This is a genomic window from Halomonas sediminis, assembly GCF_044871105.1.
GTDB classification, from domain to species: domain Bacteria; phylum Pseudomonadota; class Gammaproteobacteria; order Pseudomonadales; family Halomonadaceae; genus Vreelandella; species Vreelandella zhuhanensis.
In genome coordinates, this window is sequence record NZ_CP085246.1 from 2,246,270 (window position 1) to 2,259,642 (window position 13,373).

Here is a 13,373-nt window from a genome sequence, read left to right on the forward strand (position 1 = left end):
TTCAGAATGTCAGGGCGCCCAGTAAATGGCCAGTGGACAAGAAAAAAAGGCGCGAATCGGCAACTTGCGAGCATCATCCCCCGCCAAGGCCCTCGCTAGCACAGTGCGCTTGTCTTCCCCCGTGATATGCAGAAAATGACGCCGCGCCTGATGCAGGCGATCAGCGCTCAGGGTGATGCGTGGCTGCGGCTGGCTGGGGGTACGAACCGCCACCAGCGGCTCACCGCTGGAAAGTGCCAGATCCAGTTCGCGGCTATCGGGAAACAGCGACGCCGTATGGCCATCGCTACCCATGCCTAACACCACGGCACTGGCGGGCCAGGCAAGAAATGTTATCTGGTCACTCACGTCGGCTACGCCCTGTTCGGGAGTAGCGGCCGTGCTGGTCAAGGGCACGAAACGCGCCGACGAGGCTTTATCTTGCACAAGGTGCTCGCGGACCAGACGAGCGTTACTCTCACTGCTCTGCTCATCCACCCAGCGCTCATCCGCCAGGGTGATGTCCACTCGCTCCCAAGGCAGACTCTTTGTCGACAGCGTCTGAAAAAACATCACCGGTGTCGAGCCGCCGGAGATCACCAACAGTACGCGTTCCTGTTCCGCCAGATCGGTCTTCAGCGCTTCGGCGATGGCTTCCGCCAGCTGATCGGCAAGCTGTTGTCTGACATGGTTCTGGTGGTGGTTCATCTCAAAAATCCTCGTACCAACTACGCCCATCCTGAATGATCATGGCTATCGAGGCCACCGGTCCTCAGGAGCCCGAATAACACCAGATCGCTCGCCTCTTGGGCACCTTTCAGCCAAGGTACTGCACTTATTACTTGAATTCAGGCCCGAAACCATTATCTCACCTACACAAAACCCTGTTCAGGTCATACGCTGAGGGGTACCTGTTTCTAAAAATACTATCTGTTTCTAAAAACACTATGGAGGTCTTCCATGCCGACGCAAGTCGACTATGCACTTCAAGACGCCTTGCTGGTAGTGGACATGCAAAATGACTTCTGCGAAGGCGGTGCCTTGGCGGTGGAAGGTGGCGCGGCGCTGGTACCCGGGATTAATACGGAGATCATGAAGGCGCGCAAGGCCGGCGCCATGGTGTTCGCTTCACGCGACTGGCATCCGGTTGATCATGTCAGCTTCGAGCATCGTGGCGGAGAGTGGCCGACACACTGCGTCCAGGATACGCCCGGCGCCGCCTTTCATCCCGGTCTTGCGGTCTCTTCCGACGTTATTCGCGTCAGCAAGGCCACCGCCTTCGATGCCGATGCCTATTCCGGATTCGACGGCACCGGGCTGGGCGGTTATATGCGCGAGAAAGGCATCAAACGCGTGATTGTGTGTGGCTTGGCCATGGATGTCTGTGTGCAGGCCACCGCCAAGGATGCGCATAAAGAAGGCTTCGAGGTTCTCCTGCTGGCGGAACTCACCGAACCGGTGGTCCCCGAGGCCCGGGAAGACTGTACACGCGAGCTTCAGGATATCGGCATTGAGGTAAAAGCATGAGCGAACCGGTTCCCATCCAGGTCGAAGACAATGACCTCTTGTTACTGACAGACCTTTATCAACTGACCATGGCCCAGGCCTACTGGAAGGAGTCCATGCAGGAATGGGCCACGTTCAGCCTGTTCTTTCGCAAGCTGCCGCCCTCGCGGCGTTTCATGCTGGCCTGCGGCCAACAACATGCCGCGGCGCTGGTCAGTCAATTGCATTGCAGCCAGGCAAACCTGGATCGCCTGGCCAGCACTGGAAAATTCGATGATGACTTTCTCGAATGGCTCGGAGCATTTCGTTTCAGTGGCGATATCTGGACCCTGCCGGAAGGCACACCGGTATTTGATAACGAACCCTTTCTGGAAGTGGACGCGCCCATTGCGGAGGCCCAATTGCTGGAAAGCCTGATCATGAACCTGGTGCAACCGGAAACCGTGCTGGCGTCCAAAGCGGTGCGCATCGCCATGGCCGCCGACGATCGCCCGGTGGTGGATTTCGGCATGCGCCGCATGCACGGCGTGGATGCCGCCATGCGCGGGGTCCGTGCCTATCGCACCGCCGGTATCGCCGCCACCAGCAATGTACTGGGTGGGCTGCGCCATGGCCTGGCACTGAACGGCACCATGGCGCATAGCTACATTCTCGCTCACGACGATGAACGCGAAGCCTTTCGCACCTTCGCTAGGCAATACCCTGAAACCGTTTTGCTGGTGGATACCCACGACACCTTGAAAGGTGTGCAGATGGTCATCGAGCTGATGGATGAAGAACCCGAACTCAAGGTCAGTGGCGTGCGTCTTGATTCCGGTGACCTGGGCGATCTGGCGCATCGTTCAAGGGCCATGCTGGATGAAGCCGGTTATCAGTCGATAAAGATCATCGCCAGCAGCGGACTCGATGAATACAAGATTCAGGCGCTACTCAAGGACCGTGCGCCCATCGATGCCTTCGGTGTCGGCACGCAAATGGGGGTCGCCGCGGATGCCCCGGTGATCGACCTTTCCTACAAGTTGGTGGAATATGCCGAACGTCCTCGGGTCAAGCATTCCAGCGGCAAGATCAACCTGCCGGGGCGTAAGCAGGTCTACCGGCGACGCGACGCCCGGGGCCGCTATGCCGGGGATATCATTGCCTGCCGAGATGAAAAGCGGGCCGATGGCGAAGCCCTGCTGGTGCAGCTGGTCAAGAATGGCCGCCTCGACGATGAGGCCATGGCCTTGGCGGATAGCGCTCGAGAACGGGTTCAGGCTGCATTGAAGGACATGCCCGATGCGATGAAAGAACTTGGGGAAGGCGCAACCGATTATCCGGTGGAACTCAGCGATGAGCTTAACCGCCTTGTCGAGGCGCTTTCTTGAGCAAGCCTGGATATTGAAATGCTAACTAAAAAATTGCCCCCGCTCGATATTCGAGCGGGGGCAATATCAGACCTGATTGTGGTTGAGATCAACGCACCTCTTGCGCATTTCCTTCACAGTTCTCTTCAACCACCATGTCATCCTCGACATGGATCGGCTCTTCATCCAAGGCCGCTCCCGCCTGGTTGGCTCGGGTACGATGCTCGATCAAGAAATACAACGCCAGCCCGACACCCAGCCCCCAGGCTGCGCCATGAGTGGCCAGCACCACGCCCATGATGCCTGCCACGCCCATGGCGGTGGCGTTCTTGATCTGCTCGACCGCTACCGCAATGCATAGATAGCCGGTAATCAACAAGGTGATGGAAAGCGCGATAGGCAGTACCGGGCGGAACAACGTCACCAACGGCAGCATGAACAGCGCCAGAAAGCCCACGATCCAGAAGACCGACGCACCCGAATAGATGGTATCCATTGCCTTGCGACCATAGCGATAACGCTCGGCAACCGTCGCCATGGCGCCGGTGAACAACGGCCCGGCCAAGCCTGGATACGGCGCCAGCAAAGAGTGCATGAGGTTGCGCAGCCCGGTAATCAGGTGGACCCGGTCGATATTCACTTCAATTTTTTCATCCGGGCGCAAATGATCGACACGTTTCAACAGTGTCTGGCCGACAATAATGTCGCCAAAAGCAATGATGTAAGCAATGATGGCGGTGGGAATCGCCGCCACTAGCAGGCTGACGCCGGGGAAACCGATGCTGAACGGTAGATAGGCCCAGATACCCGCAAAATCCGGTGCCTCGAAGCCCCACTCGACGGTGGGCAAGGGGTATTCCGCTACGCCCCAGCCAATCGCCATGGTCACCAACATTCCCGGCACCATCCCATAAGAGGCAATATTGCGCGCCCAGCGATACTTCTCGGTCATGTCGCGAAACGACAACGAAAACAGTACGTACAACGTCACCAGCCCGCCAATGCCCAGTGAAATCGGCGTGGCATGCAGGCGTCCACCCACGCTGATTTCGCCACTGATGGCGGCGATACCTGCCCCCAGTAATATCCCAGCCTTGATCGAATCAGGCACATTATTGACAAGTTTGGAGCCCAACCGAGTGACCGCCATGATCAGGAAGATAGCAGTGACCATCAATTGCAGCGCCACCATGGCACGAATCGCTTCTGGGCCGGGTTCGAACTGGCCGACAAACAGCAGTACCACCGGGATAGCCGGGGTGATCCATCCCGCAATAAAAGGCACGCCCAGCAAGGGCGGCAGCATGAAGCCCACCCCACAAACCACGACATAGGCCAGCGCCACCTCATAAGGCAGACCCAGATATTGTTCCAGCAGCGGAATCATACCCAGACCGATGACGAACATCACCAGTGCCTGTATGGTTTCAGGAACTTCCCAGCGGAAATGGATAAAAGGCAGGCGGAGCTTGAATGGGCCGAGTGGCCAACAGTAACGGGCTTAACAATACGGCGATGGCATAACGGCATGTCCTGCCAAAAGGCAAAGCCTAGCATATCCACTGAGCGGGTTTCGGCCGGGGAAACCCCTGGCTGCCAAACGACCATTAGCCTTGGCTAATAGAGCAACGCAACTCATCATCGAAAGGAGCAACACCCATGCACATCAGTATCCTCACCATGAAAATTTCCCTGCCGGGATGCGGCTCACTCAAGGAAAAACGTCAACGTGTCGGCGGGCTGCACGAACGTTTCGGGCGCAACCCCTCCATCGCCGTTTGCGAAAGTGGCGACCATGACAAACTCGACGCCAGCGAATGGACCTTCGTGGTGGCTGCCACGTCACCGCAAAAGGTCGAATCCCTGTGTAGCGAGATAGAAGACAAGGTCCAGCGAACGGTCGAGGGTCGAATGCTTGATGTGACCCGGGAAATACTCTAGCGACCTGGCCATCTCTCCAAGCCACGGCTCCATTGCCGTTTGGTCGCCTGGGTTGGACGCCTACGGCAACAGCCTGCTAGGCACCCAAGCACTTGAAATGTTTGTGCAGCGTACTGGGTGGTCGGTATTTGGGCATTAATGGCGAGCGTTTAAGAATTTTCCTCAAACTCTACCCGTTCGTTTATTATGCACCACCCAATTTATTTCAGTTATCACCATTAGGCTACTATGTCCGTCAATGCACTCTATACCGATCTTTCGGGCTACTACGATTTGATGTGCGTAGACATCGACTACCAGGCCCAAAGTAACGCCATTCGTCGGCTGCATCAGCTCTTCGGCAACGACGGCACCACCCACCTGGATTTAGCCTGTGGCACCGGCCCCCACGTGCGCCATTTTATTGATATTGGCTACACAAGTAGCGGGCTGGACATCAATCAACCGATGCTGGATATCGCCGCCACGCGCTGCCCTGAAGCTGACTTCTCGCTGCAAGATATGTGCACCTTCGAGGTTAGCGAACCACTCGATTTAATCACCTGCTTTTTGTACTCCATCCACTACAGCGATGGGATTGAAAAGCTAACAGCGTGTATTTCCAGTGTGCATCGTGCACTAGAGTGCGGCGGTGTTTTCTGTTTTAACGCGGTCGATAAAGATAAAATAAACAACGGCTTATTTGTTAAAAATACCGCCAAACAAGAAAGCGATTTATTCACTTTTCGCTCTGGATGGTACTACAGCGGGCATGGTGAAAAGCAGTCGCTCAGGCTGAGCATTGAAAAATCCAACACAGGCGCTACTCAAGTATGGAATGACGAACACCCCATGGTAGCGGTCAGTTTTGTGGAGTTAACCGCTCTGCTGGCGCCTTACTTCGAGGTGCATGTATTTGAGCACAACTACCAGACCATCACCCCCTGGGATAACGTCTCTGGCAATGCGATTTTCGTCTGCGTGAAACGTTAACAACCACCTAATCTGCTGCGATTATTGGTTGAGTTCAGGCTCTATCTATAAGGCAAGAGGAGGCAAGCGCCTCCTCTTGCCTCTACCGTTTGATACACAGCGCTGCCGTGACTTTATGGATTCAAGTCTCTGAATCCGCTTCATTTTGATTGGGTCGTAATTGGCGCTGAATACCGAGCAAGAAATTTCGAAGTATTTGATCTTTACACTCTCGATAATTCTTATGGCTTGGCTTACGGAAAAAAGCACTTAATTCATGGTTGCTTAACGGCAAGTCGACCAGCTCAAAAACCTCTAAAACATCATCGGCTTTTAAATTTAGCGCAATACGCAGCTTCTGAAACACCATATTATTGTTCAATTGCGCTTCAGGCGCAGGCTGCGGGCCTTCGCGCTTGCCACGTTTAAAGCTAATAAACCCATTCAGAAACGCCGCCAGCTCTTTATTTTTCATAGTGACAAAGGCGTCATCTTCATCCTTTTTCAGCCAGGCAGCCACCTGCTCTTGGGTGACGCTGACCTCTGCCAAGGCGAAGATGTCAATCATGGTGCTATCTTTTAAATCAAAGGTGTAACGGATACGGCGAAAAATATCATTATTGGTCAAAATAAATCCCCTAGTCTTAGGTAAATTCAACACATTCAGCTTTCAGGTAACGCAAGCAGCCTAGCCTGTGGTTAGCTTTTCAAGCAGCTCATCTATTTCTGTTTTCAATTCGTTGTCTTCAATTCTATTAGCGCTGACTTTTGCCTGTTGAAGGCTTTTGATAGCAGCGTCAGTTTGGCCCAATTCAATTTGCAGCGTCGCCATGGAAAAACCAATCGATGACATATGGTCTTTCGAATCCATGGCGATGGCTTTATCTAGAGCCTTTTCGTAAACCGCCAGAGCGTCTTCTAACTCCTCTGTAAAGTCAGCCAGCGTTTCCCACTGCTCCGGGTGATCTTTATCGGTGTTTTCGTTGCCGGTGCAAATAGCCTGCAGCTCCGCATAGAGCGCATCGAAGGCCTCTCTATCCTCTTTATCGGCGGCTTTCATTAGCTTCTCAGCCAAATCATAAACAGCCGTATATATTTTCGTATTAATCATTAACCACTACCTTTCTCTATAAAATAACTGGACAGACAATCTGCTTACCAATGGGCGTTGGAACGCAGTTGCCCTGCCATACTGGCCCCATTGTACCCGTTGGAGAGGGAGTTTCGGGCGGCAATTTGCGGCTTTTATGGTGGGGTGTTGGCGAGGCTTGCTTAGATCGGCTTCGCGAGCCCCACCCATGGACTGCTCGCGAACCTATTTGTCGAATACTGCCTGCGGCTCTTCATTATCGCTATGTAGCTGATTGCAGAGCATCGCGGTTTAAATTCCGCTCGACCGGGATATCACTCAGATACTCGAAAAACTCCACTTCGAACCCAGCCGGATCGACAAAATAGACATTTTTGCGAAACGGCTCTACAGCCCCGGGTTTGGCAATGGCATAACCCGCGTTATTCAACCTAGCCACAACGGCATCCAGGTTATCAGTCACATAGGCAAAATGGGCCAGCCCAACGCTGTGGCCTTTCAAATCACGGCTCGCCCCTTCGCCGTGATCGCTTAACGCCAGGTAATGCTCATCATCACCAAAGTGCACCCATTTACGCGGTTTGCCATACCACTCGCCATGGCCTTCATCGCGTACCCGCCAGTGCGGGAATACGGCGCGATAAAAATCCAGCATGGCATCCATGTTATCCACGACCAGATTAACGTGTTCCAAGTACATAAGAATCTCCTTGCGTTAAGTGAAATGGCAGGATAAAACCTCAACCTCACTTGAGGTAAAGCTGGTTTCGGAAAAAATGGCAAAAAAGATACAGGAGTGCGTGATGGCAGAGGCAAATTGGAGTGCTGGCAAGGTGGCAAAGCGCTGCGGCATTAACGTCAGCACCCTGCACTTCTACGAGCAGCAAGGCCTGATTCACAGCTGGCGCAATGCGGGTAACCAGCGCCGCTATAAACCAGAAGTACTCAGACGAATTTCGGTGATCAAAGCCGCGCAAAAAGTCGGCGTGAGCCTGGAAGAGATCAAGCGAGCTTTTGAATCACTACCCAATAACCGCACACCGACGGTTGAAGACTGGCAACAGCTTTCAAAAAACTGGCAGCAGATGCTCGATGGCCGTATTGCTTATCTACAAAAGCTGCGCGATAACCTGGCTGGCTGCATAGGCTGCGGCTGCCTGAGCATGACCAATTGCCCACTCTATAACCCGGATGACAAGCTGGCTGAATCAGGTAGCGGGCCGGTGCTTTTGGATCAGGCTGAGCGGCGGGCTGGGGTGGATCGTTAGACCGGTTAACGTGCATATTATATTGAATTAAATACATTATTCGTTTTCATAACAAGCTATTTAGTAAAACTGAATCATAGCTCAAAGACACAGCACTCAAAATTAAAAAACCAGATCATAAAAATAAAAACGTACTATAAAACATCACCTAAAACTCATTTAATGAATGCCTTTAATTTCATCAAAAAAGCCGCCATTCAGCAATATGAAGCTAATTGCACTATTCGAGCAACGAGCGGCTGCTTTTACGCTATACTGCATCATTTTTCATTTTCGACAAACCTTACGACAATCTGACAGAGCTCCTTATGCCATTTTCAAAACTAGGATTATCCAGCCCACTTGTTCAAGCTATTACCGAACTAGGTTATAAAACGCCAACGCCAATCCAGAAACAAGCGATTCCTGCCATTCTTTCGGGTAAAGACTTAATCGCCACCGCACAAACAGGAACAGGCAAAACCGCTGCCTTTGTTCTGCCTCTGCTAGAACGATTCAGCAAAGCGGGAACGTTACGCGGCAAACGCATACGTGTGCTGATTCTCGTGCCGACCCGTGAGTTAGCGGTTCAGGTCGAAGCCAATGTGGCTCAATACTCTAAACACACGCACTTAACCTCTATGGCTGTGTATGGCGGTGTGGATACCGAAGCTCAAAAAGAGCGCCTAATCGAAGGAGTGGATATTCTGGTCGCCACTCCGGGCAGATTGCTTGATTTGGCGCATCAGCGTGCGCTGCATTTTGATGAACTTCAAGCCATGGTATTGGACGAAGCGGATAGAATGGTCGACATGGGTTTTGTCGACGATGTTAACAAAATCATAGAACGCCTACCTGAAAACCGTCAGAACCTATTGTTTTCGGCCACCATGACCGGTGACGTTCGCGCTCTCGCCTACGGTTTTTCAGATAGCAAGATGACCGATCTGGCGGCTGACATATCCATTTCTCCCAACATCCGCGCCGCTGCTAACATCAAACAATGGATAATCACGGTCGATAAGGACAACAAGTCCGCCCTGTTGAGCCACCTGATCAACGAGCAAGAGTGGGATCAGGCGCTTGTTTTTACGGAGAAAAAACACAATGCGGCCAAGCTTGTTGCTCAACTGGAAAAACGTGGTATCAAGGCAGATTCCATTCATGGCGGTAGAAGCCAGGCCATGCGCGAAAAAGTTTTGGCTCAATTCAAATCTGGCGAACTAAAGTACTTAGCCGCCACGGGGGTTGCCGCTCGTGGTTTGGATATTGGTGAACTGAGCCGTGTAGTGAATTACGATTTACCTTTTCAGCCAGAAGAATACATCCACCGCATTGGCCGAACCGGCCGTGCGGGTGCCTCAGGGGAAGCCATCTCTTTAGTAGACATGAGTGACTTTAAAAATCTTTGTGCCATTGAAAGGCGATTAAAAAATGTTATTGAGCGCAAAGAAATTGCCGGTTTTCCGGTTAGAAAAGAAGTACCCGCTTCAAACTTGAACCATGTAAAAAATAATCGTTAATAGTTAACAAAGAAGCTCGCCTCTTAAATTAATGAAAGGTGAGCTTTTCTGCTAGAGTTTTTTACGATTTGAGTCTATTTTAACAAATTGATAAGCGCTGCCGCAGTTAAAGGACTCTCTAATCACTAGGCTGGTAAAAACACATCTAAAAGCTCGGCATTAGTTGGATATTTCTCCAATAACTCAAGCAACTTCTGCGCGCCTTCTGCTGGCTTAAGATTGGTCAAAGTTCTACGCAATGTCCTTACTTTTTCAATATATTTTGCATCAATCAAAAGCTCTTCTCGACGGGTACTGCTTTTGGCGATATCTATCGCAGGAAAAATCCGTTGATTTGCCACTTCCCGTGATAACACGATTTCCATATTGCCCGTGCCCTTGAACTCCTCGAAAATCACCTGATCCATACGGCTTCCCGTATCCACCAGCACAGTGGCCAGAATGGTGAGCGATCCACCGTTTTCGATCTTTCTCGCAGCGCCAAACAGTCTTCGTGGTATTTCCAACGCTCGGCTATCCAGCCCACCCGACATAGTGCGACCATTGCCTCGCTGCTCGGCATTATGAACTCGCGAGAGTCTCGTAAGAGAATCGATCACAATCATCACATCATGACCGTCGCCTGCTTGCTTACGCGCCGTCTCAAGAAGCTTATCGGCCATACGCACATGGTGTGTGTAGCTTTCGTCCGAAGACGATGCATGTACTTCTGCCGACACACTGCGCTTAAAATCAGTCACTTCTTCGGGGCGCTCATCAATAAGCAAGGCATACAGCTTTATGTCAGGATACGCTTCTGCCACGGCCTGACAGATATGTTTTAACATCGTCGTTTTGCCAGAGCCAGGCGGCGCAACTATCAACCCTCGTTGACCCATCCCAATTGGCGTAATCAAATCCATCGCTCGCACAGTACGCTGCTTAGAGCCAGGCTCTAAATAAATGCGTGGGGAGGGATGAATAGCAACACCATTTAAAAAACGTTTTTCGGGATCATTAGGCAATTGATCTTCCACTTCGTCGGCGGGCTTGGCATCTATCTGTCTGTTCGTCTTCAAACTTAATATTTTTCTCGCCATGATATTGATGGATCGCCTTGTAAATTTTGGTGTTAATTATTGGCCACTACACCTGCTACTCAAAAAACAGATTTACAGCAGACCTTGGAAGCTTGGGCTTGTACGGGAAAAGGTTGGTTGGAAAACAGTGTGGATGCGCCAATGAGCGCTGCTGCGCTGATTGGCGCATGAGATGGTGGGTTACGCTAAGGCTCTCAAGACGGCTTGTGGTTCTTTTTTGGCCACGATATACAAGAATTTTGCGCGAGGAGCGTATTGTTAACGCCTAAGCCCGAAATCCTCGCGAATGACCTCAGGATGACGAAACGCAATCTCGATTAACGCCTTGGCTGGCCCAGACGGCTTGCGCCGCCCCTGTTCCCATTCCTGGAGCGTACGTGGAGAAATATGCAAAACCTCGGCAAACTCTCGCTGCGTGAGGCCGGTTTTCCCTCTGGCCTCTGCCACTTCATTGGGCTCAACATGGCTAACCCGTGCGGTTTTGCCCGCTTTCATTTCTTTGACTGACTGAAGCAGCTTGTTCCCTAGCTCCTCAGCGCTAAGAATCTCTTTACTCATTTTCCAATACCTCACGAATCGCCTTCAGGATATGCGCAGGTATATTCTCCCTCACGGCCTTCTTGTAGATCACCAACAACCAGATTTCACCATTTGCCAACCGGGTGAAGTAGATGACGCGCACTCCACCACGCTTCCCTGAACCCGCAACCGACCAGCGAACCTTTCTGCATCCGCCGCTGCCTGGAATGGAGTCGCCCACCTCCGGATTGGCTGCCAGCCAGGCGAAGAAGGCAATTCGCTCCTCCGCCGTCCATACTTTTCTGGCATCCGCTTCGAATGTAGGGGTTTCGATGATGGTGAACATAATCACCAATGTACGTCATTGACGGATCTTTGCAAGGTGGTGGATAGCAGGGTTAACGCTCGCAACACCAGACAAATTGGAGCGAAGCGGAAAGGTGTTCCGAGTGCTTGCGCTTGTTAAATGGTTAGCCGACATTAATTAGACTCCGATAAACCCGCCTAATTCATCATGGCGGCGTTGATGCCATCATTTGGCGCTTTGTATCTGATTGACAGACGCTTTGCGGCCATCCGGCACCTTCTCGACGCGCGTACTATGCGACATTGTTATGCTACACCCTGTTTTTATCACTTTTCTTAATTAATAACAGTCACTTATCCATAGTGTGTTCTCGGCTATTCGCCGATTACTGCCCTTACACCATCGAACTTGCTAACGTTAGTCTGGCAGTCGTCGAATACCCGCTAACAGGCGTGGCCACCCTTTATCAGCCGCGACTCCCAAGCGCATTCGGATTTGCCGAGCATGCGTGGTAAAGGTCGCCGCCACTTTCAACACCTGTTCACGCAGTTTCATCAGGCTCCAGCCCTGCCCGGTATGTCGCTCCATCAAGCAACGCACGCTGTGCAGCACCTGGTAAGCATAGAGGCTCAGCAACAGGTTAACCTGGTTGCGCGCCATGACGTCCTGCACCGTTAAGTGCCCTCGATCTGCCGAGGACAAATGGAGATCAAGGGCCGACTTGAGTTCGCCCATGTGGGCTTCCGCCTTGCCGCGCTTGCGATAAAGTGCCAGGACCTTCTCCGCCGGGTAATGATAGCGACTGAGGTTTGTTACCAGGAAGAAGGCATGAGGCAGCAGGTCATCCGTTTTTTCCTGCACGATCAACACCACACGCCGCGGAGACTCCCAACTACCGGCCTGGGAGTCCAGGTCATGGCACCACTCCCGCGGCGTCTCCGGTGGTCGCCCGGGCGGCCGTTTGAGATAGGGTGCCGCCAGTGTCAGCAACGTTTTATTGCTCTTTAACCGCCCCAGATAGGCGATAGCCTGCGAGTCTAGCGCGCGTAGCGTTTCGCCATCGGTGAAGCCCGCATCCAGACGGACACGGAACTGATCCACGTCGCGATGGGTGCCTTCCATCAGGCGCTGAACGAGGTGAGGGATTCAGGTATCCGCGTTTTCTGCCGGGCCGGCATTCCCTTCTCGAAGTAAGCCGCCCACCATGTCACCGGTCTCAGCGATGGAGGCGATAAGGGGTGAGTAAATCCGGGTACCCGCATAGCCGTTATAGGCACTGCCACCCTGGCGACCAAAGACCTCGATGGGCAGCCCATCCATATCGAGGGTCATCGGCGTATTGGCCGTGTAAGGCGTGACGTCCGGCAAGCTGTTCAAGCGCCAGATCGCCAACCGTAATAAGCCTTCATGCACCGTATCGAGGTTATCTGGATCACTCAGACAGGTGATCAAGCGAGATAGTGTGGCCTTGCGAGGGGCGTGCTTCCTCCAGCGGTACCAGGCTTCGTGCATCGCTACACGCCAACCGCCAGAGCGGGTCGTGACCCAGTACGTCGGTATCGCTCAAGTCGCCCCATCCCATGGCTCGCTGCAGCACGACGGTACGGAGTTGGCTGGCCAGCGAGTGACGTACGCGCAAAGGATCACGCGGATCCACCAGGTGATAGTCAAGCGCGCTGATCACGCCGCTGATATCGAGCGCTTCGCGGAGTATTAATCCGCCAGCATCACTGGTGGTGGCATCGCTACTTAACTGGACATGAACGGAGCCGTTGCAGGTCGGCGACCAGGACGGTAATCTTTCACCCATGGCGAATGGTCCTCTAGGGTCAGGTTCTTGGCGGAACATACTGATTTACCTAGACAATACCATTCGCCATCCTTA

The 13,373-nt window shown here is 52.7% G+C and carries 14 protein-coding genes and 2 pseudogenes; 7 read left to right on the plus strand and 9 right to left on the minus strand.

Annotated features, from left to right (window positions below):
* Positions 1-9: 9 nt before the first annotated feature.
* Positions 10-687, minus strand: coding sequence for a 6-phosphogluconolactonase (pgl, locus tag LG290_RS10645; protein ID WP_160419475.1), 678 nt, complete (start codon positions 685-687; stop codon positions 10-12).
* A gap of 252 nt (positions 688-939) precedes the next feature.
* Between pgl and LG290_RS10650 the strand changes: the two genes are divergently transcribed.
* Positions 940-1,506, plus strand: coding sequence for an isochorismatase family protein (locus LG290_RS10650; RefSeq protein WP_499834815.1), 567 nt, complete (start codon positions 940-942; stop codon positions 1,504-1,506).
* Complete coding sequence (locus LG290_RS10655) at positions 1,503-2,852, plus strand: nicotinate phosphoribosyltransferase (protein ID WP_499834816.1); 1,350 nt, start codon at positions 1,503-1,505, stop codon at positions 2,850-2,852. The genes LG290_RS10650 and LG290_RS10655 overlap by 4 nt, the downstream gene beginning before the upstream one ends.
* Positions 2,853-2,940: 88 nt before the next feature.
* On the opposite strand, the gene LG290_RS10660 is transcribed toward LG290_RS10655, so the two are convergent.
* Positions 2,941-4,239, minus strand: coding sequence for a xanthine/uracil/vitamin C permease (locus tag LG290_RS10660; protein ID WP_499834817.1), 1,299 nt, complete (start codon positions 4,237-4,239; stop codon positions 2,941-2,943).
* A gap of 251 nt (positions 4,240-4,490) precedes the next feature.
* On the opposite strand from LG290_RS10660, the gene LG290_RS10665 reads away from it, so the two are divergent.
* The 3 genes and pseudogenes from LG290_RS10665 to LG290_RS10675 all read left to right on the plus strand — a co-directional run bounded on the left by LG290_RS10665 (position 4,491) and on the right by LG290_RS10675 (position 5,744).
* On the plus strand, positions 4,491-4,772 hold the full coding sequence (locus LG290_RS10665; protein WP_160419482.1) for a DUF503 domain-containing protein: 282 nt from the start codon (positions 4,491-4,493) through the stop codon (positions 4,770-4,772).
* A 4-nt stretch (positions 4,773-4,776) separates the two neighbouring features.
* A pseudogene (locus tag LG290_RS10670) lies at positions 4,777-4,911 on the plus strand (glutaminase); the annotation flags it as partial.
* An 89-nt stretch (positions 4,912-5,000) separates the two neighbouring features.
* Entirely contained in the window at positions 5,001-5,744 is a 744-nt protein-coding gene (locus LG290_RS10675; protein ID WP_499834818.1) for a class I SAM-dependent DNA methyltransferase, read from the plus strand.
* 121 nt (positions 5,745-5,865) lie between these two features.
* On the opposite strand, the gene LG290_RS10680 is transcribed toward LG290_RS10675, so the two are convergent.
* The 3 genes from LG290_RS10680 to LG290_RS10690 all read right to left on the minus strand — a co-directional run bounded on the left by LG290_RS10680 (position 5,866) and on the right by LG290_RS10690 (position 7,513).
* On the minus strand, positions 5,866-6,351 hold the full coding sequence (locus tag LG290_RS10680) for a YehS family protein (protein WP_499834819.1): 486 nt from the start codon (positions 6,349-6,351) through the stop codon (positions 5,866-5,868).
* A gap of 60 nt (positions 6,352-6,411) precedes the next feature.
* On the minus strand, positions 6,412-6,834 hold the full coding sequence (locus tag LG290_RS10685; RefSeq protein ID WP_499834820.1) for a tetratricopeptide repeat protein: 423 nt from the start codon (positions 6,832-6,834) through the stop codon (positions 6,412-6,414).
* 241 nt (positions 6,835-7,075) lie between these two features.
* Positions 7,076-7,513 (minus strand): VOC family protein, encoded by a 438-nt coding sequence (locus LG290_RS10690; protein ID WP_499834821.1) that lies wholly within the window; start codon positions 7,511-7,513, stop codon positions 7,076-7,078.
* Positions 7,514-7,616: 103 nt separating this feature from the next.
* Here LG290_RS10690 and soxR point away from each other — a divergent pair, with 103 nt between their 5' ends.
* Positions 7,617-8,081, plus strand: a complete 465-nt coding sequence (soxR, locus tag LG290_RS10695) for a redox-sensitive transcriptional activator SoxR (RefSeq protein ID WP_499837086.1) — start codon at positions 7,617-7,619, stop codon at positions 8,079-8,081.
* A 308-nt stretch (positions 8,082-8,389) separates the two neighbouring features.
* A complete protein-coding gene (locus LG290_RS10700) occupies positions 8,390-9,583 on the plus strand; it encodes a DEAD/DEAH box helicase (RefSeq protein ID WP_499834822.1) in 1,194 nt (397 codons plus the stop codon).
* Positions 9,584-9,708: 125 nt separating this feature from the next.
* Here the strand turns inward: LG290_RS10700 and rho are convergent, their stop codons facing one another.
* The 4 genes and pseudogenes from rho to LG290_RS10720 form a co-directional block, all read right to left on the minus strand.
* On the minus strand, positions 9,709-10,662 hold the full coding sequence (rho, locus tag LG290_RS10705; protein WP_499834823.1) for a transcription termination factor Rho: 954 nt from the start codon (positions 10,660-10,662) through the stop codon (positions 9,709-9,711).
* A gap of 258 nt (positions 10,663-10,920) precedes the next feature.
* Entirely contained in the window at positions 10,921-11,220 is a 300-nt protein-coding gene (locus LG290_RS10710; RefSeq protein ID WP_499834824.1) for a helix-turn-helix domain-containing protein, read from the minus strand.
* The gene (locus LG290_RS10715; RefSeq protein WP_499834825.1) at positions 11,213-11,527 is read right to left on the minus strand and encodes a transcriptional regulator; all 315 of its coding nucleotides are present in this window, start codon (positions 11,525-11,527) and stop codon (positions 11,213-11,215) included. The genes LG290_RS10710 and LG290_RS10715 overlap by 8 nt, the downstream gene beginning before the upstream one ends.
* A 378-nt stretch (positions 11,528-11,905) precedes the next feature.
* Positions 11,906-13,337 (minus strand): annotated as a pseudogene (locus LG290_RS10720) (IS1380 family transposase).
* Positions 13,338-13,373 lie beyond the last annotated feature (36 nt).

Excerpts from the sequence above, each read along its gene's own strand:
- pgl (WP_160419475.1), bottom strand. The coding sequence starts at position 687 with ATGAACCACCACCAGAACCATGTCAGACAACAGCTTGCCGATCAGCTG.
- LG290_RS10650 (WP_499834815.1), top strand. The coding sequence starts at position 940 with ATGCCGACGCAAGTCGACTATGCACTTCAAGACGCCTTGCTGGTAGTG.
- LG290_RS10655 (WP_499834816.1), top strand. The coding sequence starts at position 1,503 with ATGAGCGAACCGGTTCCCATCCAGGTCGAAGACAATGACCTCTTGTTA.
- LG290_RS10660 (WP_499834817.1), bottom strand. The coding sequence starts at position 4,239 with ATGTTCGTCATCGGTCTGGGTATGATTCCGCTGCTGGAACAATATCTG.
- LG290_RS10665 (WP_160419482.1), top strand. The coding sequence starts at position 4,491 with ATGCACATCAGTATCCTCACCATGAAAATTTCCCTGCCGGGATGCGGC.
- LG290_RS10675 (WP_499834818.1), top strand. The coding sequence starts at position 5,001 with ATGTCCGTCAATGCACTCTATACCGATCTTTCGGGCTACTACGATTTG.
- LG290_RS10685 (WP_499834820.1), bottom strand. The coding sequence starts at position 6,834 with ATGATTAATACGAAAATATATACGGCTGTTTATGATTTGGCTGAGAAG.
- LG290_RS10690 (WP_499834821.1), bottom strand. The coding sequence starts at position 7,513 with ATGTACTTGGAACACGTTAATCTGGTCGTGGATAACATGGATGCCATG.
- soxR (WP_499837086.1), top strand. The coding sequence starts at position 7,617 with ATGGCAGAGGCAAATTGGAGTGCTGGCAAGGTGGCAAAGCGCTGCGGC.
- LG290_RS10700 (WP_499834822.1), top strand. The coding sequence starts at position 8,390 with ATGCCATTTTCAAAACTAGGATTATCCAGCCCACTTGTTCAAGCTATT.
- rho (WP_499834823.1), bottom strand. The coding sequence starts at position 10,662 with ATGGCGAGAAAAATATTAAGTTTGAAGACGAACAGACAGATAGATGCC.
- LG290_RS10710 (WP_499834824.1), bottom strand. The coding sequence starts at position 11,220 with ATGAGTAAAGAGATTCTTAGCGCTGAGGAGCTAGGGAACAAGCTGCTT.
- LG290_RS10715 (WP_499834825.1), bottom strand. The coding sequence starts at position 11,527 with ATGTTCACCATCATCGAAACCCCTACATTCGAAGCGGATGCCAGAAAA.